Below are 19,963 nucleotides of genomic sequence, written 5' to 3'. Positions count from 1 at the left end.
CTGCTTTGCCTTTATAAGGCTTGTACGCGTGTCGCGTTGCATGTCACGTCGCGTAGTTCAACTCGCGCAGTTCAACTCGAATTCCGTGATATTTCTCGCGTAATTTGCGCGACATTTAAATGGCCGGGTGTAGTACCAGTTTATACCGCAGGGGCCTGTTGTTTTTTCCGTATTTCGTTTTTCCCCGATTATCGGCACTGCAATTGGCTGCATTATTTTCCGTTTGAGTGATGATTCGCTGCGCTATAGTGCTGCCCCGCAAATTACATTCCTGGCGCTATTGGGATGTTCCCGGTTTATGTTCCGTAACAGCGTATTCACCGCGCATAGCCCGCATTAATCACGTTTTAGCTACGCGCCTTGCGCACGCATGAGCGCTATATCCAGCCAAAGCCAGCGGTGGTTGCCCCCGCGCGCGATTTGGCCCCGGTCAGCGATCGGCCGCTTGCTATAGAATCTCGCTTTTGAAGCCGCACGGGGCACTTGCACCCCGTTCAGGGACTCCGCATGAAACAGTATCTCGAGCTCGTCCGCTCGATTCTCGACACCGGCAGCTGGCAGGAAAACCGCACGGGCATTCGCACCATCAGCATGCCCGGCGCGATGATGCGCTTTGACCTCCAGCAAGGCTTTCCGGCCGTCACGACCAAGAAGCTCGCGTTCAAATCGGCGGTGGGCGAGCTGATCGGCTTTATGCGCGCCTCTCGCAGCGCCGCGGACTTCCGCGCACTCGGCTGCAAGGTCTGGGACGCCAACGCGAACGACAACGCCCAGTGGCTCGCCAACCCGTACCGGCAGGGCACGGACGACCTCGGCGACGTCTACGGCGTGCAATGGCGCCAGTGGCCGGCCTACAAGGTGCTCGACGCGGGCGCGACGGCCCAGCTGGCGGACGCCGAATCGCGCGGTTACGCACGCGTGACCGAATTCAGCGAAGACGGCCAGCCGAAGGTGCTGCTTTACAAGGCGATCGACCAGTTGCGCCAGTGCCTGGACACCATCATGAACAATCCGGCCGATCGTCGGATTCTGTTTCATGCGTGGAACCCGGCCGTCCTCGAAGAGATCGCGCTGCCTGCTTGCCACCTGCTTTATCAGTTCCTGCCGAACCCGACGAAGCGCGAAATTTCGCTCTGCCTGTACATCCGCAGCAACGACGTGGGTCTCGGCACGCCGTTCAACCTGACCGAGGGCGCCGTGCTGCTGAGCCTGGTCGGGCGCCTGACGGGCTATACGCCGCGCTGGTTCACGTATTTCGTCGGCGACGCGCATATCTACGAGAACCAGCTCGACATGCTCAACGAGCAACTGCGCCGTGAGCCGCTGGAGAGCCCGCGCCTCGTGATCTCGGATCGCGTGCCGGATTACGCGAAAACCGGCGTCTACGAGCCCGAGTGGCTGGAGAAGGTCGAGCCTTCGGACTTCTCGCTCGAAGGCTACCGGCACCACGAGCCGCTGACCGCACGCATGGCGGTGTAACGTTTCTGATGCACCGATGTAAAAAAGCCCGCGAACGGCGACGTTCGCGGGCTTTTGCTTTGCTGGCCGGGCTAGTGGCAACCCTTAGCCGTGGTGATGCTCGTCATGGTTGCCGCCCGCGTGTTCCTGCGGGTGCGGCTGGGGTTGCGGCTGCGGGCGCGGCGCTTCCACGTGCTGCTGAGGCTGCGGCTGCGGGTGGAACTCGGCGCGCGGCTGCGGCTGCGGGCGCGGTTCCGGACGCGGCTGAGGCTGAGGATGGAATTCCTCGCGGGCCTGTTGCTGCGGTTGCGGGCGCGGCGCTTCCGCGCGCGGCTGGGCTTGCGGCTGCGGGTGGAATGCTTCGCGCGGCTGTTGGGCCTGCTGCTGCGCTTGCGTAGGCTGCTCGGCTCTTTGCTCGGCTCGCGGCTCGTTTCGCTGCTCGGGGCGTTGGTCTGCATGGCCCTGAGCTTCGAAGCCGCGCTGTGCCGCCTGGGGTTGCGGCACAGGCTGGGCGGCGCGCTGTTCAGGCGCACGCTGCTGTTCGGCCTCATGCGGCGGCTGCATCGCGAGCGCCTGCGTACGGCCCGCTTCGTTTGCGCCCGGCTGGTTGTGCATCGACATCGGCGTGTGGGCCTGCGTCCATTCCGGTTGATGCGCCTCGGCTTGCGCAGCGGGCGCCGGACGGCCGTTCATTGCGGCCTGCGGCTGGCCAGCTTCGGGATGACCCGCGAACTGCGGCGGACGCGGCACGCCATGCGCCTCGTTCGGCTGCGCACCGGTCGGAGCGTGGATATTGGCCGCCATCGCGTTCGCGCCGGGCGCGAAGTTCGGCTGGCCGTGCTGGCCCATTGGCTCGTTGGGGCCATGCGCGGCGTTCTGCATCGCTGCGCCAGGCGTACCGGCGCCCGGTGCGCCATTCGGACGGCCCGCGCTGATCTCAGGCGAGTGGGGCGGCACGACGCGCACGTTCTGTTGCGGCCAGCCGCCATGCGACGCCGTCGAGAACGGCGCGAACGACGCATGCGCGGGCGCCGAGACACGCACGACCGGCGCACCCGCGCCCGGCACCGTGCCGCCGCCATGCGCAAAACGTTGCGCCAGGTTGTCACGGAAGGCGGGCGGTGCGACCGGTGCACGCGTCGCCACGACCTGGCGCTGGTTCAACGTAGCCGGCGGGCGATAGTCGGCGCGACGCATATTCGCCCCGAAGCTGCCCTGTACCGGCGCAATGCCCGGCGTGCCCGGCTGGATGCGCGCGTTCTGCCACTGACGCGGATCGACGTGCTGCGCGAAGCGCGCGGTCGGCTGGCCGTGGACGAATGCGGTCGCGGGCACGGCCGTGACGGCGCCCGGCACGCGGTAGTTGATATAGGTGTTGTGAACGTTGATGTTCGTAACGTTGATGTTCTGGCGATAGTTATTGACGACCACCGTCTGGTTCACGCGCTGGTAGTAATGCGGGCTCCAGCCGCCCCAGCCCGGATGCCACGCTTCGCCCGGCCCGAGTGCGAACCACGCAACGCCCGCTGCCGCCGCGCCGCCGATCGCCAGATTCACGCCCCAGTCCGAACCGCCGCCACCGCCGCCCACGAAGGCGACGAGCGCCGGTGCATAGACGGGCGGTGCGCTTTCGACCATCGGCCCCGGCACCCATGCCCACGAATCGTCGACCTGCGCCCAGCGGCCATAGTGATAAGGCGCGAAGCCCCACGGCGCGTCGTCCACCCACGTCCAGCCCCACGGCGCCTGCCAGACCCAATGGCCGTCGTGATACGGCGCCCAGCCCTGCGGCTCGGCGTTCGGAACCCACACCTCGCCGTATTGCGGGCTTTCGCGCCAGGTGCCGTTATTGTCCAGGTCCTGGTAGCCGGGCATGTCGCGCGACACGTAACGCGCCGAGACCGAGCGGTCTTCGGCCTGGTCGCGCGCGAGTGCCCACTGGTCGAAGGCATCGGGCGGCGGCGCAGCGTCGCTTGCGACCTGTTGCAGCGCGGTGCCCGTGAAGCGGATCTGCTGGCCGGCCTGCATCGGCATCTGGCCGTTTTCGCCGTACACGGTCACGCTGCCGCTGCGCACGGTCACGGTGGTCGTGCTGCCGTCAGGCGCGACGTCCACGCGATAGTCGCCGGGGCCGTTCAGGCCGAGCGCGAGATTCGGTGTATCGATTTCGTACGCGGTGCCTGCGGGCAGGGAGCGCACACGCGTCGAAAGCGTGCCCTGGGCGACCTTGAGCTGCGCACTGGCGTCGTCGAGATTGAGGACGTCGAGGCTCGTCTGCGGGCCCATGCGCACAGCCGTCGAGCCGATGTGCATTTCCGAGCGCGCGTTGCTGTCGTTCCAGAGCTGGTCGCCGGTCGTGAGCGGGCGGTTCAGCTGGGCGTACGACCAGTCGGTGGCGCCTGCGGGTTCGGTCGTGACATCGCCGGCCATGTAGTCGAGGCGCGCGACGCGCGACGGCGGGTCGCCCGCCGGTGCGGCTTGCGGTGCGACTTGAGGCGCTGACTGCGCGACAGCATCGGTGCTGGCGAGGTTGAACGCGAAGGCGGCAAGGACGGCGCCCGCGATCAGCGTGCGGCGCGTGAAGGTGTGGTGGCGGTAGTTGGTCGCTTTGTTTGTCGTTTTCACGGTGTGTTCTCCTGCGCGGTGCAGAGCATGACTTCCTGATGAAATATCGCGAAGCCATGCGACCCACTTTATCCGGCGCGTATGTTTCCAGGCGCTCGGATTTGTTAAGGCATCTGCACGAACTGTAACAAACCGTGTGATGACGACCGGAAAGAGGGGGTTTAGAGGTGATTTAAATGAAGTTGTCGGCTATTTGTCAGCTTGTTTGGCGCTTCATTGGGCGCTTCAAGCCCGCACAAAGGCGTCGAATTCGCGTTGACCGAGCGGGGTGATGCGCAGCACGCGCGGGCGGCTCGTGCGCTCGACCCAGCCGTTCGACGTGAAGCGCTCAAGCAGCGCCGCGCCGAGTGCGCCGCCCAGATGCGCGCGCCGCTCGCTCCAGTCGAGGCAGGTGCACGCAAAGCGCCGCCGCCGCACGCGCAACGCGCCGAGATCGACGCCCCAGGCCGCGAGCCGCGCGGCGCCCGCCTCGGTGGCTTCGAGATCGTCGCCGTCGAGCGTGAGCAGGCCGCCCTCGACGAGGCGGTCGAACACCTGCACCGCGACTTCGCCCGCCATATGGTCGTAGCAGGTGCGCGCGTGGCGCATCTCGACAGGCACGGTGCGCGCGGGGCGCGTCGTGGGACGTGCGGGCGCAGTGGCGTGGGCGACGTTCATGAGCGCTTCGATGGTCTGGGCGATGTCGGGCGTCGCGATGCGGAAGTAGCGATGCCGCCCGCGCACTTCGGCCGACAGCAGGCCGCCTTCGGTGAGCCGCGCAAGATGGGCGCTGGCCGCCGATGGCGAGAGCCCCGCGATCAGCGTCAGTTCGCCAGCGGGACGGGCGCTGCCGTCCATGAGTGCCCAGAGCATGGCGGCGCGGCCCGGATCGGCGAGCAGCGCGGCAACGCGCGCGAGACCTGGGAAATGGGTGGATTCGTCGGCGGTGGGGATGGGCATGATCGGCTCTCTCGTCAGTCGCGGCGGTTCATGCTGGCACTTTAACGAAATGCGGCATTCGACGTTTCAGCTTGACGTGAAATGTCGCGTGCTGCCCCCGAAACGGCGAGACGCCGGGCCCCCGCGCTAAAATTGGCTTCTTTCCGAAGCACACAGGCAGTCATGAAACGCATTCTGGCCCTTGCAGCACTCACGCTGCTCTGCGCGGCCTGCGCCGGCGGTACGCCGCCGGCGGGCAGCAGCTCAAGCGGTATCACGATGTACGGCACGATCGACGAAGGCGTCACGTTCCACAAATAATCGTGCGTGGCAGGAATTGACAGCAGATTGACGAGACTGCCAGTCGCGAGCGTGGGAAGATAAGTGGATCCGCTCCGAACGCCGCCTTTATGTCCGCCAATACCGCTCACGCGCGCCACATCGTCTTCGCCGTCGCGCCCGATCTCGTGCTGCTCGACGCTTGCGGCCCGATCGAGGCGTTCTGGCGCGCCGAACTGACGTTGCGCGCGCAACTGTCCTCGCCGTCGGCGCAACCGTGCGCCTATCGCGTCACGCTCGCTTCGATCGAAGGCGGCGTGCTGCCGACCTTCGCGGGCCTGCCGGTGATCGCCGAACGGCTCGATGCGCTCGATCCCGCCACCATCGACACGCTGATCGTCCCCGGCGTCCCCATCGACGACAACACCGTCCTGCAACCCGAACTCGTCGCCTGGATCGCGGCGAATGCGCCGCGTGCGCGGCGCGTTGCATCGGTGTGCACGGGCGCGTTCTATCTGGCCGCAGCCGGCCTGCTCGACGGCCGCCGCGCGGCAACGCACTGGCGCAACGCGACGCAACTCGCGCGCCGCTTCCCGCAGGTCGAAGTCGACGACGAGCCGATTTTCATACGCGACGAGCGTGCGGGCCGCGTGGTCTGGACATCGGCGGGCGTGACGGCCGGCATCGATCTCGCGCTCGCGTTGATCGAGGAGGACTGCGGCCACAGCGTCGCGATGCAGGCTGCGCGCCGCCTCGTGGTGTTCATGAAGCGCCCGGGCGGGCAGGCGCAGTTCAGCGAGGCGCTGGCGGCCCAAAGCGCGGCGGGCGGCGCGTTCGACGCGTTGCACGGCTGGATGGCCGCGAACCTGCACAGCGAACTGAGCGTCGAGCGTCTTGCCGAAGCCGCCTGCATGAGCCCGCGCACCTTCGCGCGCCGTTATGTGGAAGCGGTGGGGCGCACGCCCGCCCGCACGGTGGCGGCGATGCGCGTCGAAGCGGCGGCGCATGCGCTCGCGCAATCGCGCCTGCCGGTCAAGCGGATTGCCGCCGATTGCGGCTTTGGCACCGAACAGAATCTGCGGCGTGCGTTCGAGCGGCGCTATGGCGTGCTGCCCGGCGACTATCGCGCCCGTTTCTCTGCGATGAGTGCTTGATTGCGGGGGATGTGGGGGATGGGTGTGGGAACGCCTGTGGCCCCGCACCATGACTGACATCCTGCGCTCGTATAATCGACGGCACCTATAACGATGTCCGCGCGCGAGCGCGGGGCGCTTCGACATCAACCGACACAACCCCGCACAAGCCCACGAGCCGGAGCCGATATGAATACGCCCTCGCAGCCTCTCGACCGTTCGGAAACGACGTTCCGTTTTCTCGCCGAACCGAACTCGGTGAATTTCGGCGGCAAAGTCCACGGCGGCGCCCTGATGAAGTGGATCGACGAAACGGCTTACGCCTGCGCCGCGGTCTGGTCGGGCCGCTACTGCGTGACGGTGAGCGTGGGCAACATCCGGTTTCGCCGCCCGATCTAGGTTGGCAACATGGTCGAGTTGCGCGCACGCGTGGTGGCCACGGGCCGCACCTCGATGCACATTCACATCACCGTGCACGCGGGCGACCCCAAGAGCGGCCAGCTGCGCCTGACGACCGACTGCCTGATCGTGTTCGTGGCCGTCGATGAAAACGGCAACCCGATTCCCGTGCCCACTTTCACGCCGGAAACGGACGAGCAGAAGCGCCTCGCGAAGTACGCGCTCGACGTGAAGGAGGCGCTCGATGCGATCGTCGATCTCAAGCCCGAGGAAGTGGCGCGAGGGCAGGTCTGACGCAGTCGCGGCGCGCACAAAAAAAACGGGTGGCGAGGTGAAAGTCCTCGCCGCCCGTTTTGCATTTATAGCCTGAATTTAAGGGCTATTTCGCTCGAAAATTACTTCGAGTTCCCAACCATCTCGCCGGGCTTCACCCATTCGTCGAACTGCTGTTCCGTCACGTGGCCCAGCGCAAGCGCCGCCGCCTTGAGCGTCGTGCCTTCCTTGTGCGCCTTCTTGGCGATCTGCGCGGCCTTGTCGTAGCCGATGTGCGGATTGAGCGCCGTCACCAGCATCAGCGATTCGTTGAGCAGCGTGTCGATGCGCGAACGATTGGGCTCGATGCCCACGGCGCAGTGATCGTTGAACGAGAGCGCGCCGTCCGCGAGCAGGCGAACCGATTGCAGCACGTTGTGCGCGATCATCGGGCGGAACACGTTGAGTTCGAAGTTGCCGCTCGCGCCGCCGATATTCACGGCCACATCGTTGCCGAACACCTGGCAGCACAGCATCGTCACGGCTTCGGACTGCGTCGGGTTGACCTTGCCCGGCATGATCGAGCTGCCCGGCTCGTTCTCGGGGATCGACAGTTCGCCCAGGCCGCAGCGCGGGCCGCTCGCGAGCCAGCGCACGTCGTTGGCGATCTTCATGAGGCTTGCGGCGACGGTCTTGAGCGCGCCGTGCGCGAATACCAGCGCATCGGCGGCGGCCATCACTTCGAACTTGTTGGGCGCGGTGACGAAGGGCACGCCCGTGAGCTTCGCGATGGTCTCGGCTACTTTCTGCGCGAACTGCGGATGCGCGTTCAGGCCCGTGCCCACCGCCGTGCCGCCCTGTGCGAGTTCGTAGAGATGCGGCAGCGCCGACTCCACATGCTTGATGCCGTGATCGAGCTGCGCGACATAGCCCGAAAACTCCTGGCCGAGCGTGAGCGGCGTGGCGTCCTGCAAGTGCGTGCGGCCGATCTTGACGATATCGGCGAACTGCTTCGACTTGTCCGCCAGCGTGTCGCGCAGCGTTTTCAGCGCGGGCAGCAGATGCTTGACGATGGCGACGGCCGCCGCGACGTGCATCGCCGTCGGGAACACGTCGTTGGACGACTGGCCGCGATTCACGTCGTCGTTCGGGTGGATCTTGCGCGACTCGCCGCGCTCGCCGCCCAGAATCTCGCTCGCGCGATTGGCGATCACCTCGTTGAGGTTCATGTTGGTCTGCGTGCCCGAGCCGGTCTGCCAGACCGCGAGCGGGAATTCGCCCGCATGCTTGCCCGCGACGATTTCGTCGGCGGCCTGCACGATCGCATGCGCCTTGGCCTCGTCGAGCACGCCGAGCTGCTGGTTCACCTCGGCGGCGGCGCGCTTGATCCACGCGAGCGCGGTGATCAGTTCGGGCGACTGCTTTTCGGTCGAGATGCGGAAGTTCTGCAAGGAACGCTGCGTCTGCGCGCCCCATAGCTGGGCGGCCGGAACGGCGATTTCGCCGAACGTGTCGCGCTCCATGCGGACGTTCGCGTTGTGGCTTTCTGTGCTGGCGGTCATGTTGACACTCCGATGTGAAAGCGGCGCCGGTGTATCGGCGCGGCGCCGCATGTGACGGGTCGGGTCCGCGGGGTGGCTGGGCGGCGGCGCAGCGAAGCGGCGCCTGCGCGAGCGTCCGTGACGGACGGCACGCCTGAGCGAGATCTGGCTAAACGGCGGACTTGCGGGTTGCCTCGGTCGAAGGCTGCGCTGCTCGCGAACACCTCGCGCGACGCAAACGTCGCGCAATTTCACAGCTGGCTGTCGACCGGCAACAGCAAGAATAGCCCGGTTAGCAGATTCCGGTAAAAACCCGCACCAGGATCGAGGTTGTAGGTGCGGATCATGCCGTTTTCCTCGTCAGTCCAGATGAGCGGCGAGCTGGTCGCGGTGCCGCGCTGTTGCGCAAGCTGCTCGGGCGTCGCGAGCGTGACGCGATAGCTGATGGCCGGCGCAGTCGCATGCGCGAAATACCCGGTCACTTCGTGCGCGATTGGCTGGCTTTCGATCGTCAGCGCGAGTTCCGTGTTCAGGCGCGCGGAACGTGGATCGAGGTTGAGCGAGCCGATCACGAGCGTGCTGTCGTCGATCACATAGGCCTTCGCGTGCAGGCTTGCCCGCGAGCGCGATCCCACGATGCCGAAGCGCCGCGACTCCGGGCCCTCGGGCTGGATCGGCTTGAACTCGTAAAGCTCGACGCCGGCCTTGAGCAGCGGCACGCGATACGGGCTGTAGCCGGCCTGCACGGCGACGGCATCGGTGGCCGCGAGCGAATTCGTCAGGATCGCCACGTGCACGCCGCGCGCGGTGAGCTTGCTTAGCTCCTGCACGCCCGCGTCGTGCGGCACGAAGTACGGCGAGAACACCAGCACGCTGCTCTTTGCCGTGCGAATGCGCTCAAGCAGTGCGCGCATCGCGTCGCCTAGCTCACCTTGCTCGGCGCCGCCGATCTTGCCCGGCGAATCGGCTACGAACTGCCATTTGGCCCAGACGAGACCCAGCTCGTTGCGCGTGATCTGCTGCGCAAGCGGTGTGGCGTTGAGCGGCTTCGCGTTGTAGGGATCGGCGGTGTCGCGCCAGTGCTTGCGCAGGTCGTCGCGCGCATTGTCGAGATCGTGCGCGTCGAACTGCTGATGATTGAGCACGGCCAGCGGATACGAGACGCTGCTGTTCCAGTATTCGTCGAAGCTTGCCGACACACTCGCCGCGACCGGCCCCGCGCCCAGCACGTCGAGGTCGCGGAACTGCAGCGTCGGGCTCGCGCTGAAGTATTCGTCGCCCAGGTTGCGCCCGCCCACGATCACGAGTTCGTTGTCCACGATCGTCGACTTGTTGTGCATGCGGCGCGTGAACTGGTCGACGTTCGAGAAGAAGTTGCGCGTGCGCAGGTACATCGACTCGCTCGTGCTGCCGTACGGATTGAACACGCGGATCTGGATGTTCGGATGGCTGTTGAGCGCGGCCATCAGGCGGTCGATGTCGTGGAAGTTCAGATCGTCCACGAGCATGCGTACGCGCACGCCGCGATCGGCCGCGTAGAGCGCGGAGCCCAGCAGCAGCTTGCCGGTCGTGTCCTCGTTGGCGATGTAGTACTGCATGTCGAGCGTCTTCGTCGCCGCGCGTGCGAGCGCGACGCGCATCTGCAGGGAGTCGGTGCCGGTGGCGAGCAGACGGAAGCCCGATGCGCCCGGATGCGCGGCTTCGGGGGCGGCGAGCGCGCTGCCGAGCGCCGTCGCGCCAGCATCGGAGGCGGGCAGGGCGGAGGTGGTCTGGCGTGGGTAAGCGGTCGCGGGCGGGCGCGTGGCGCAGGCCGCGACAAGGGTGACGAGCGTGACGCCAAGTACGGTGCGCAAGAACGCGGGCAGGGTCAGGTGGGCGCGCCGCGAACCTGACAGCCGGGCGCATGCGTTCGCAACGTTGGGGGCGAGCAAGCGGATTCTCCTGAGCGTTGGGCGCCGGGCGTTCCCCTGCCTGCCCTGGCCGGGCAGGTAATCCGCGTGGTTCGCTTACGTTGCGCCGTCGTTGAACGATTCTATCGGCAAGCGGCGCAACGTGATCGCCAGGTCGAACGCCTAGCCGCGCTGGCTGGACGACGTGGACGACGCGCCGGCTCGCGCTTCGTCGGCGTCGCGTTCGCTGCCGCGTGCGGGCTTGCCGGCCCAGTAGCCTGCAAGAAGCGATCCCGACAGGTTGTGCCACACCGAGAACAGCGCGCCGGGCAAAGCCGCGAGCGGCGAAAAGTAGAGCTTGCCGAGCGTCGCCGCGAGGCCCGAGTTCTGCATACCCACTTCGATGGCGAGCGTGCGGCACACGGATTCGTCGAAGCCAAGCAGGCGGCCGCCCCAGTAGCCGCCCAGCAGGCCGATACCGTTATGCAGCACGACGCCGAGCGCCACGACTGGCCCGACCGTGGCGATGCTCGCGTGCGTGCCGCCCACCACGGCGGCGATGATCGCGAGGATCGACACCATCGACACGAGCGGCAGCACCGGCTCGACGCGTCGCACGAGGCCGCTGGCCAGGCGGTTGACGATCAGGCCGACGACGATCGGCAACGCGACGATCTGCAGGATGCTCATGAGCATGCCGTGCACGTCGACGACGATCGAGGCGTCCACGTAGAGACGCGTGAGCAGCGGCGTCGCGAATACGCCCACGAGCGTCGACAGCGCGCTGATCGTCACCGACAGCGCCACGTCGCCGCGCGCCAGATAGATCATGACGTTCGACGCCGTGCCGCTCGCCACGCTGCCGACCAGCACCATGCCTGCGGTGAGGTCGGGGCCCATGTGCAGTGCGTGGGCGATGCCCCAGGCGGCCAGCGGCATGACCAGGTAGTGCAGCACGATGCCGGCCAGCACGGGCGCGGGGCGCGTGAAGACGCGCTGGAAATCGGCGAACGAGAGCGTCACGCCCATCGCCAGCATGATGATCGTGAGCAGCGTCGTCACATGCGGCGTGACAGGTGCGACGGTACCCGGATTGAAGTAGGCGAACAGCGAAACGAGGACGGCCCAGAGCGGGAACAGTCGGGTGATCGGGGCGAGCATGGGGCGGGTGAGAGTCCGGGAAAGAGGGCGGATCGGGCTGGGGCCGGGGTTGGGGCGAAGCAGGCGGCGGAGCAGGTCATGCGCGGCGCTGCTGCGTGGGTTTGCGCCCTCGTGGGACGGCTGGCCATGCACGGCGATGGTGATAGCCGTGCATGGCCAGCCGCGTATTTTAACCGCTCGCGCTCAGGCGTCAGGACGCCCCCCGACGGGGTGCCGAAGCTGCTTCAGCCGGCTTTTCAGCGGGTATGCGCGGCCGCCTCGCGTTGCACGCGGCGGCTGATGTGGTGGAAGCGCCAGGTCATGAGCACGGCCACGCTTGCGAGCCCGGCCGCAAGCCCCCACCACAAACCGAGCGCACCCAGCCCGAAGTGGAATGCCAGCGCATAACCGAACGGAAATCCGATGCCCCAGTAGCCGAGCGTCGCGGCCAGCATCGGAATGCGTGTGTCCTTCAGTCCGCGCAGGCAGCCAGAGCCGACCGTCTGCATGCCGTCGACGATCTGGAAGATCGCCGCGACGCCCAGCAGCGAGGCCGCGAGCGCGACGGTCTGCGCATTGGCGGGATCGTCCAGATGCAGATAGAGGCCGACGATCCAGTGCGGCGCTAGCACCATCACGAGCGCCGACAGCGTCATGAAGCCCACGCCCAGCGCCAGCGCGACGAAACCCGCATGGCGCGCCGCGCCCGGCTGGCCCGCGCCGATCCAGTAGCCCACGCGCACGTTGGCCGCCTGGCCGATCGACAGCGGCACCATGAACATCACCGACGCCACGTTCAGCGCGATCTGGTGCGCGGCCAGCGGCGTCGAGCCGAGCAGCCCCATGACGATGCCGGTGGCGAGAAAGAGCGTCGCCTCGACGGCGAAGGTGATCGCGACGGGCCAGCCGATCGTGAACAGCTCGCCCATGAGCGGCGCGGTAGGACGGCGCGCGACCACGAAATGCTGATGCGAGGGCCGCAGGTGGAGCAGCGCCATCAGCAGCAGCGTGGTCAGCCAGATGGTGATCGACGTGGCTGCCGCCGAGCCGAGAAAGCCCAGATGCGGCAAGCCCCACGCGCCATGAATCAGGCCGTAGTTGAGGAAGCCGTTGAAGAACACGCTGCCGATCGACACCCAGAGCAGCCGCCTGGCCGCGCCGATGGCAGGCAGGAACGAGCGCATCAGTCCCACGCCGATCAGGCTGGCGGGCGCGCCCCAGCGCAGCACGCCAGCATATTCGCCGACCTGGTGCGCGAGCACGGCCGGCTCGCCGAGCGCGAGCAGCACCGGCCCGGCGAACGACAGCAGCACGAACGCGGGCACGGCCAGCAGGAGTGAGAGCGCGAAGCCAGTCCAGTAGATGTGCGGCACGCGATGCAGGTCGTCCGCGCCGCGCGCCTGCGCGACGCTCACGCTCACCGAGGTCAGCACGCCTTGCAGCACGGTCACCACCACAAAAAACAGATTCGCGCCGAGGCCGCCGGCCGCAAGCGCACCCGCGCCCAGCGAGCCGAGCAGCACCGTGTCGGTCACGCTCATGGCCATCTGCGAAAGCTGGGCGATCGCGAGCGGCGCGGCAAGGCGCGCGGTGTCGGCGGCGTGGCGGCGCAGGGAGGGCGGGGCAATGGCGCGGCGAGGGTCTTGAGCGCGCGGGGAGGCGGTCGATCGGGTCATGAAAGCAGACGCGGCGCGAAGAATCGCGCCGCGTGTCCTGTGTTGGGGTGTTGCTCGCGTACGTGTGGAGTTGGAAGCAAAAGACGAGATTACGCTTCTTTTGGCGAAAAAGCACCTATATGGTGCATTTGCTTTCGGAAACTTTTCGTCTTTCGGCTTGCGCAGCCCGTACGCCAGCGAGCGCTACTGCGCTTCGTGTATCGCGATGCGCGTGTCGCCGAGCAGCACCGACTGGCCCGCGCGGATCTTGCAGGTCTTGCGCAGTTCGACTTCGCCGTCGACCTTGACCGCGCCGGACGCGACGATCACTTTGGCCGAGCCGCCGCTGTCGGCAAGGCCTGTGATCTTGAGGAGGTTGTGCAGTTCGACGTAGTCGCCGGTCAGGGTGAAATCGAGATTGGGCATGGCAAATCGGGAATCAGGAGCGCGCCACGTGGGTGCGCGAAGGGTGAGCATGATAAGCGATCACCGGCTCATGGGCGCCGGATACATCTGGGGGCCAGATGTTATGAAATCGTCAGAAAGTGAAACGTTGAGTAACGTTGCGGGACTTCGCAGGCATCCTCAGACAAAAATGGATTTACCCCAGCCGAGCGAACTGCCTCCCGAACACGATACGCAGGGCATCGCGTACACGAATCAAGCGAGGCAGATTCATCGAGCGGGAGCGCGCCGCGACAGGCATGCCTGTTGCGAACCCGCTCCCGGAACTACTGCAAAGAGGATATGCCATGACTCAGATTCGCAAGCTGCTTACCGGTACTGCTCTCGCCACTGCCGCGCTGTTCGCGCAAGGCGCGTTCGCCCAGACTGAAGCGCCGTCGGCTGCCCCGACGATGGCGCCGGCCACCGCACCGAGCCAGGCACCGAGCCAGGCACCCGCGGCGGCAGGCGTCGCCCAACCCGCGCCCGCTCCGCAAAACCTGACCGCGCCGACCTCGACCGACCCGCTGGTGCAAAAGCGCGACGCCAACGCCCAGGCCAGCGCGGAATACCGCAGCGCCAAAAAGTCGGCGAACGCGGAGTACAAGGATGCGAAGAAGCAGGCCAAGTCGCAGTACAAGTCGCAGGTCAAGGACGCGAAGATCAATCGCAAGGCCGACCGTCAGGCCAATGACTCGGAGATGAAGGATCAGATGAGCGGTCAGTCGGCCCAGCAGCAGGGCGGCCCGACGCAGCCGTAAGAATCGATAAAAGTCTCGCAGCAGGACGCTCTCAGGAGCGTGGAGCGGCGGCGTCCGGAACCGGGCGCCGCCGCTTTTTTGCTGCACGCACGGCGCACGCTCGAAGCGCGTCGCACGACGTTCGCCTATAAATATCGCCAGATCACTGCAAGATCGGCGCTTGCGGGCGTGAGGTGTATGGATATACAGTATGCGTCGCCGCGTCATATCGGACGCGCTCCTACTCTCCGTCGCCCGCCGCCGTGTCCACCGTCTCTCTTGCCGATTCCCCCCAAGCCGATGCGGGCCTGCCCGACGTGGCGGCTTATCTCGCGAAGCTCAACGACGCCCAGCGTGCCGCCGTCGAGCATGGCGGGCCGCAGTCCTTTGCGCCGGGCGCGACGCTGCCGGAACCGCTGCTCGTGATTGCCGGAGCCGGCTCGGGCAAGACCAACACGCTGGCGCATCGCGTCGCCCATCTGCTCGTCAACGGCGCTGATCCGCACCGCATCCTGCTGCTAACGTTCTCGCGCCGCGCGGCGCAGGAAATGACGCGGCGGGTCGCGCGCATCGCGGCCAACGTTTCGGGCGTGGCCGCGACCCTGGCGCAAGGGCTGACGTGGGCGGGCACGTTCCACGGCGTGGGCGCACGCCTGCTGCGCGAATACGCCGAGCAGATCGGCCTGTCGCCCGCGTTCACGATCAACGACCGCGAGGATTCCGCCGACCTGATGAACCTCGTACGCCATGAGCTGGGATTGTCGGCGAAAGAGAAGCGATTTCCGGCTAAATCGACGTGTCTGGCGATCTACTCGCGCGTAGTGAATACGGGCGATTCGCTTGGCAACGTGCTGGCGCGCTCGTTCTCGTGGTGTCTTGAATGGGAGCCGCAACTGCGTGCGCTGTTCGCGTCCTATACGGAGGCCAAACAGAAGCAGAACGTGCTCGATTACGACGACCTGTTGTTATATTGGGCGCATATGTCGGCAGAACCGGCTATCGCCGCTGATCTTGCCTCGCGCTTCGATCACATCCTCGTCGACGAATATCAGGACACCAATCGCCTGCAGGCCTCGATTCTTCTCGCGCTCAAGCCGGACGGGCGCGGGCTCACCGTCGTGGGCGACGATGCGCAGGCAATTTACTCGTTCCGGGGTGCAACGGTACGCAACATCCTCGATTTCCCCGCGCATTTCGATCCGCCCGCGCGCCAGGTGACGCTGGAGCGCAACTATCGCTCGACCGAGCCAATTCTCGCGGCGTCGAATGCGGTGATGGACGCCGCCGCCGAGCGTTACACCAAGAATCTCTGGACAGACAAGGCTTCGCAGCAGCGCCCGCGCCTCGTCACGGTCGCCGATGAAGCGACGCAGGCGCGCTATATCGTCGAGCAGATTCTGGAGGCGCGCGAAGGCGGCATGACGCTCAAGCAGCAGGCGGTGCTGTTTCGCGCCGCGCACCATAGCGCGACGCTCGAAATCGAACTCGCGCGCCGCAACATCCCGTTCGTGAAGTTTGGCGGGCTGCGCTTCCTGGATGCCGCGCATGTGAAAGACGTGCTGGCCGTGCTGCGCTGGGCCGAAAATCCGCTTGATCGCGTGGCGGGTTTTCGCGTGACGCAGCTGATGCCCGGCGTCGGGCCTGCCACGGCCGGGCGGTTGCTCGACCAGGTCGCGGCCTGCACGGGGGCGTATCGCGCAGCGCAGGCGCTCGCCGCTTTCGCGCCGCCGCCGCGCGCCGCCGAGGACTGGCCCGCGTTCACGGCGCTCATCGACAACCTCGGCGCGCGCGCCACGCCCTGGCCGGGCGAGTTCGAGCGCGTGCGGCGCTGGTATGAGCCGCACCTGGAGCGCAATCACGAAGACGCTCAGGTGCGTATGGCCGATCTGCTGCAAATGGAAAGCATCGCCAGCACCTACGCCTCGCGCGAACGCTTCCTGACCGAACTCACGCTGGATCCGCCCGATGCCACCAGCGCCGAATCGGCCGATCCGCTGCTCGACGAGGACTACCTGATTCTCTCGACCATCCATTCGGCCAAGGGGCAGGAGTGGCGCAACGTGTTCGTGCTCAACGGCGTCGATGGCTGCATTCCGTCCGATCTGGGCGCGGGCAGCGACGAGGAACTGGAAGAGGAGCGCCGCCTGCTGTACGTGGCGATGACGCGCGCGAAAGAAGACCTGCACATCGTCGTGCCGCAGCGCTTTTATGTGCACAACCAGGCGGCGTCGGGCGACCGGCACGTCTGGGCGTCGCGCACGCGCTTCATCGGCGCGCAGATGCTGCCGCTATTCGAATCGGCCGCATGGCCGCCACCGCCCGTGCTCACGGCGCCCAGTGCAACGGGGCTCGCCGCTGCGGCGCGCGCGAAAGTCGAGATCGGCGCAAAACTGCGCAAGATGTGGGAATGATGGGCGAAGAAGCCCATTAAGAAGCGGACGCGGTTTCAAAAACCGCGTCCGGCTTTGCGCGCATTTAGCGCGGCTGGTTCTTCGGCGTCGGCGGCACGAAGAAGTTGCGCAGCCAGGCGGCGAGGCGCGTGAAGACGTCGTCGGGTTCCTCGACGAAAATTTCCGGCTTGAGCAGGCGCAGATATTCCATGATCTGCTGCGCTTCCTGTTTCTGGAACGTGCCGTGCGTGATGCCCATGCGCAGCAGGCCGCGCAGCTCGCCCAGACGTTCGCGCGCGAGACTGCCGCTCGCCTGTTCGCAGCCGATTTTCGCTTCGTAGACGCGCTGGCGCAGCGATTCCGCGAGCCGCCAGGCGGGCGTCTGCATCGTCTCTTCCAGCGTCTGGATGTCCTGCACGCCCGACTTGATCTGCGCGGCGAGCGGGTCGATCAGCGCTTCTTCGCCTTGCGCCTCGGTCACGATCGCGGCGGCCCATTCGCGGCTCTGCTTGGCCAGCTCGTCAGGCGTCCACTCGGGGCGCGACGCAAAGCCGAAGCCGAACTCGCCCGCCTGTCGCAGCAGGATCGACACGACTTCCGGAAATTCCTTGTCGAGCGTGCGCTTGGCCCATGCGTACTGGCCGCCCTGCAACAGGCGCTGCACTGCCTGCTCGGTGAGCGGCGTCATGTTATCCAGCAGCTTCGCGCGCAGGAAATCCTCAAACGACGGCGTCAGAAACTGCGGGTCGAGCTTGAGCGAGACGCGCAGGAACGCGTCGAAATCCTTGCGCAGCGACGCAAGCGTTTCGTCCTTGAGATTGAGGGTGATGTGCCCCATTGTGGTTGCCCCGGTGTATTCCTGGCGGTGCCTGAATTCGCTTGGCCTGCTTTGAGCAGATGGCGCCAAAGCAGGCCTCGACGGTTTAACGGCGCATGGGGGCGAAACTTGAGCGGCGCGGATGGAATAGGTGCTCGAAAACCTGCCGGAAACCCAGGGGCAACGATCAGGACACGGGCTAGCGCAGCACCACGCCTTGCCAGAAAAAGAACACGCCCAGCCCGACCGCGATGGTGAGAAGCGGCCGCTTCGTGATCGCACTCACCACGATAGCCGCCAGTGCGCCGATCAACTGCGGATTGCGCCAGCTCAATTCGGCGTTCTGGCCGTGGGGCGAGACGGCCATCGGCACGATGATCGCCGTGAGCACCGTGACCGGCACGAAGCCGAGCGCCGTGCGCACGAGCGGCGGGAACACGAGGCGCTCACCCAGCACGAAGACGGCGGTGCGCACGAGCACCGTGATGGCGGCCATGCCGAGGATCAGGACGACGTAGTTCATTGCTGGCCTCCCGCGATGGCGTGGGGATTGTGCTGCGAGCGTGGCGGCTCGGCGGGTTTGCGCGCATCGGCATGGTCCACGCCGAGGGGCTTGCGCGGGCGCGACAGTGCGACACCGACCGCCACGCCCACGAGCACCGCGCCGAGCAGCCCGAGCTTGTACGGCCACGCCTGCCAGAAAAAGGCCAGCGCGCCCGCCGTGACGGCGGCCGCCAGATAGCGCACGGCCACGAGTTGCGGCACGACGATGGCGATAAAGGTCGCGACCATCGCGAAGTCCAGCCCGAGCGACTGCAAGCCTGGAAACGCCGCGCCGAACAGCAGCCCGGCCGCCGTCCAGACCTGCCAGTTCAGGTACATCGAAAGCCCCGAACCCAGGAAGTGCCACGGTGAAACGTCGCCCGGCGCATGACGGCGGAAGTAGGCCCAGGCGACGGCGAACACCTCGTCGGTGAGCAGGCCGCCTAGTACAAGACGCCAGCGCAGCGGCAGGTGCGACACGTAGGGCGCGAGCGTCGCGCTATAGAGCACATGGCGCAGGTTGACGATGAGCGTAGTCGCCCAGATCACGGCGAAGCTCGCATGCGAGGCGATCAGCCCGAGCGCGATGAACTGCGCCGAGCCCGCGAACACGGCGAGCGACATCAGCTGGCCGTGCCAGAGCGCTAGCGGCCCCGCAGCGACGAGCGTGCCGAAGATGACGCCGAAGGGCGCCGCGCCAACCATCATCGGCACGGTGTCGCGCGCGCCGGCGACGAATTCCTTGAAGCGGTGAGGGTGCGTGGTCAAGCTGGTCTCCTGATACGGAGAGCCAGCTTAGTCGGCGGCGTCGTGCGTGGCTTGTACGATCTTGCGGCGGGGTGCGAAACGAGGCTTGTGCTCAGGTGCTCAGGCGGCCTGCCAGCGCCCCGGCGGCACGCCGAACATGCGGCGGAAGTGGCGCGTGAAGTGGCTCTGGTCGGTGAAACCCTGCGCGGCGGCGACGTCGGCGACCGATGCCCCGGCGCGCAACGGCGCGAGTGCGCGTTGCAGGCGCAACTGCGTGCGCCAGGCGTGCGGCGGCAGGCCGGTCGCGTGGGTGAAAAGGCGCGTCGCGTGAAACGGCGACAGGCCGATCGCTCTGGCGAGATCGGCTACGCGCAGAGGCGTGGCGAGATCGGCGGCGAGCAACGCTTTCATGACCTCGACGCGCGGTTCGTGGGAGGCGTTCGCGAGCGGCGTGGCGCGCGTGCGGGCGTAGCGGGTGAGGAGCGTCGAAAGGGCGTCGATCAACGCGTCCTCGGCGGCCAGCAGGTCGGCGGGCGCGGCCATCGGGCCATTGTCGGCTTGCGCTTCCATCAGGCAGTGCGCGTGTGCGACGCGGCGGGCGAGATCGAGGTCGCGGATCACCTCGGCGTCGAACCAGGGCAGCGGCTGCGCGCAGCCTGCGATGTCGCTCGCGAGCGTGTGAAGATAGTCCACCGGCACATACATGACGCGATAACGCCAGCCTTCATCGACGGCGCGCGCGCCCGTGTGTAGCTCGCCGGGATTGATGACCGGCACGCTGCCGGCTTCCGCGACATGGTGCGCGCCGCTGTAGCGATAGCATTCAGCGCCTTCCTCGATGACCGGAATCGTATACGCGTCGTGCCAGTGCGCGGTGAATTCGTGGTCGTGATACTCGGCCGTGAGCAACTCGGCGCCCGGCAACAGCGGCGAGCGCCAGTAGCGGGCGGAATCGCGAAAAGAGAAGCGGCTCATGATGCGAATGCGGCACGG

At 66.6% G+C, this 19,963-nt stretch carries 16 protein-coding genes and 1 pseudogene; 6 read left to right on the top strand and 11 right to left on the bottom strand.

Annotated elements, in window-relative coordinates; translation table 11 throughout:
* The first annotated feature begins 507 nt into the window (after nt 1–507).
* On the top strand, nt 508–1,479 hold the full coding sequence (locus BBA01S_RS16025) for a thymidylate synthase (protein ID WP_027817342.1): 972 nt from the start codon (nt 508–510) through the stop codon (nt 1,477–1,479).
* 84 nt (nt 1,480–1,563) lie between these two features.
* Here BBA01S_RS16025 and BBA01S_RS16020 read toward each other — a convergent pair whose 3' ends face one another.
* Nucleotides 1,564–4,083 (bottom strand): DUF6600 domain-containing protein, encoded by a 2,520-nt coding sequence (locus tag BBA01S_RS16020; RefSeq protein WP_027817341.1) that lies wholly within the window; start codon nt 4,081–4,083, stop codon nt 1,564–1,566.
* A gap of 225 nt (nt 4,084–4,308) precedes the next feature.
* The gene (locus BBA01S_RS16015) at nt 4,309–5,016 is read right to left on the bottom strand and encodes an ArsR/SmtB family transcription factor (protein WP_027817340.1); all 708 of its coding nucleotides are present in this window, start codon (nt 5,014–5,016) and stop codon (nt 4,309–4,311) included.
* 168 nt (nt 5,017–5,184) lie between these two features.
* Here BBA01S_RS16015 and BBA01S_RS47560 point away from each other — a divergent pair, with 168 nt between their 5' ends.
* From BBA01S_RS47560 to BBA01S_RS41455, 3 genes and pseudogenes are all read left to right on the top strand, one after another.
* Nucleotides 5,185–5,322: a hypothetical protein gene (locus tag BBA01S_RS47560; RefSeq protein WP_167336018.1), complete on the top strand. Its 138-nt coding sequence runs from the start codon at nt 5,185–5,187 to the stop codon at nt 5,320–5,322.
* Nucleotides 5,323–5,411: 89 nt separating this feature from the next.
* A complete protein-coding gene (locus BBA01S_RS16005; RefSeq protein ID WP_027817339.1) occupies nt 5,412–6,434 on the top strand; it encodes a GlxA family transcriptional regulator in 1,023 nt (340 codons plus the stop codon).
* Nucleotides 6,435–6,602: 168 nt separating this feature from the next.
* A pseudogene (locus BBA01S_RS41455) lies at nt 6,603–7,106 on the top strand (acyl-CoA thioesterase).
* Between the two features lie 101 nt (nt 7,107–7,207).
* Here BBA01S_RS41455 and fumC read toward each other — a convergent pair.
* The 5 genes from fumC to BBA01S_RS15975 form a co-directional block, all read right to left on the bottom strand.
* On the bottom strand, nt 7,208–8,587 hold the full coding sequence (fumC, locus tag BBA01S_RS15995) for a class II fumarate hydratase (RefSeq protein WP_027817338.1): 1,380 nt from the start codon (nt 8,585–8,587) through the stop codon (nt 7,208–7,210).
* Nucleotides 8,588–8,856: 269 nt separating this feature from the next.
* Nucleotides 8,857–10,476 carry a phospholipase D family protein gene (locus BBA01S_RS15990; RefSeq protein WP_027817337.1) on the bottom strand — a complete coding sequence of 540 codons (1,620 nt, stop codon included), beginning with the start codon at nt 10,474–10,476 and terminating at the stop codon, nt 8,857–8,859.
* A gap of 201 nt (nt 10,477–10,677) precedes the next feature.
* Entirely contained in the window at nt 10,678–11,655 is a 978-nt protein-coding gene (panS, locus tag BBA01S_RS15985) for a ketopantoate/pantoate/pantothenate transporter PanS (protein ID WP_027817336.1), read from the bottom strand.
* 236 nt (nt 11,656–11,891) lie between these two features.
* Nucleotides 11,892–13,310, bottom strand: coding sequence for an MATE family efflux transporter (locus BBA01S_RS15980; protein ID WP_027817335.1), 1,419 nt, complete (start codon nt 13,308–13,310; stop codon nt 11,892–11,894).
* 183 nt (nt 13,311–13,493) lie between these two features.
* Complete coding sequence (locus BBA01S_RS15975; protein ID WP_027817334.1) at nt 13,494–13,715, bottom strand: RNA-binding S4 domain-containing protein; 222 nt, start codon at nt 13,713–13,715, stop codon at nt 13,494–13,496.
* A 326-nt stretch (nt 13,716–14,041) separates the two neighbouring features.
* On the opposite strand from BBA01S_RS15975, the gene BBA01S_RS15970 reads away from it, so the two are divergent.
* Nucleotides 14,042–14,494 (top strand): hypothetical protein, encoded by a 453-nt coding sequence (locus tag BBA01S_RS15970; protein ID WP_027817333.1) that lies wholly within the window; start codon nt 14,042–14,044, stop codon nt 14,492–14,494.
* A gap of 242 nt (nt 14,495–14,736) precedes the next feature.
* Nucleotides 14,737–16,884, top strand: a complete 2,148-nt coding sequence (locus tag BBA01S_RS15965) for an ATP-dependent helicase (protein WP_027817332.1) — start codon at nt 14,737–14,739, stop codon at nt 16,882–16,884.
* A 64-nt stretch (nt 16,885–16,948) separates the two neighbouring features.
* Here BBA01S_RS15965 and BBA01S_RS15960 read toward each other — a convergent pair whose 3' ends face one another.
* The 4 genes from BBA01S_RS15960 to BBA01S_RS15945 form a co-directional block, all read right to left on the bottom strand.
* A complete protein-coding gene (locus BBA01S_RS15960) occupies nt 16,949–17,701 on the bottom strand; it encodes a DUF4088 domain-containing protein (protein WP_027817331.1) in 753 nt (250 codons plus the stop codon).
* Nucleotides 17,702–17,879: 178 nt separating this feature from the next.
* Nucleotides 17,880–18,203: an AzlD domain-containing protein gene (locus tag BBA01S_RS15955; RefSeq protein WP_027817330.1), complete on the bottom strand. Its 324-nt coding sequence runs from the start codon at nt 18,201–18,203 to the stop codon at nt 17,880–17,882.
* Nucleotides 18,200–18,931 carry an AzlC family ABC transporter permease gene (locus BBA01S_RS41450; protein WP_042297397.1) on the bottom strand — a complete coding sequence of 244 codons (732 nt, stop codon included), beginning with the start codon at nt 18,929–18,931 and terminating at the stop codon, nt 18,200–18,202. Before BBA01S_RS41450 ends, BBA01S_RS15955 begins: the two co-directional genes overlap by 4 nt.
* Before the next feature lie 159 nt (nt 18,932–19,090).
* Entirely contained in the window at nt 19,091–19,945 is an 855-nt protein-coding gene (locus tag BBA01S_RS15945; RefSeq protein WP_027817329.1) for a helix-turn-helix transcriptional regulator, read from the bottom strand.
* Nucleotides 19,946–19,963: the final 18 nt, after the last annotated feature.

The organism is Paraburkholderia bannensis NBRC 103871 (assembly GCF_000685015.1).
Lineage (GTDB): Bacteria > Pseudomonadota > Gammaproteobacteria > Burkholderiales > Burkholderiaceae > Paraburkholderia > Paraburkholderia bannensis.
The sequence above is the reverse complement of the archived record's forward strand: the minus strand, read 5'-3'. Positions and strand labels throughout refer to the sequence as shown.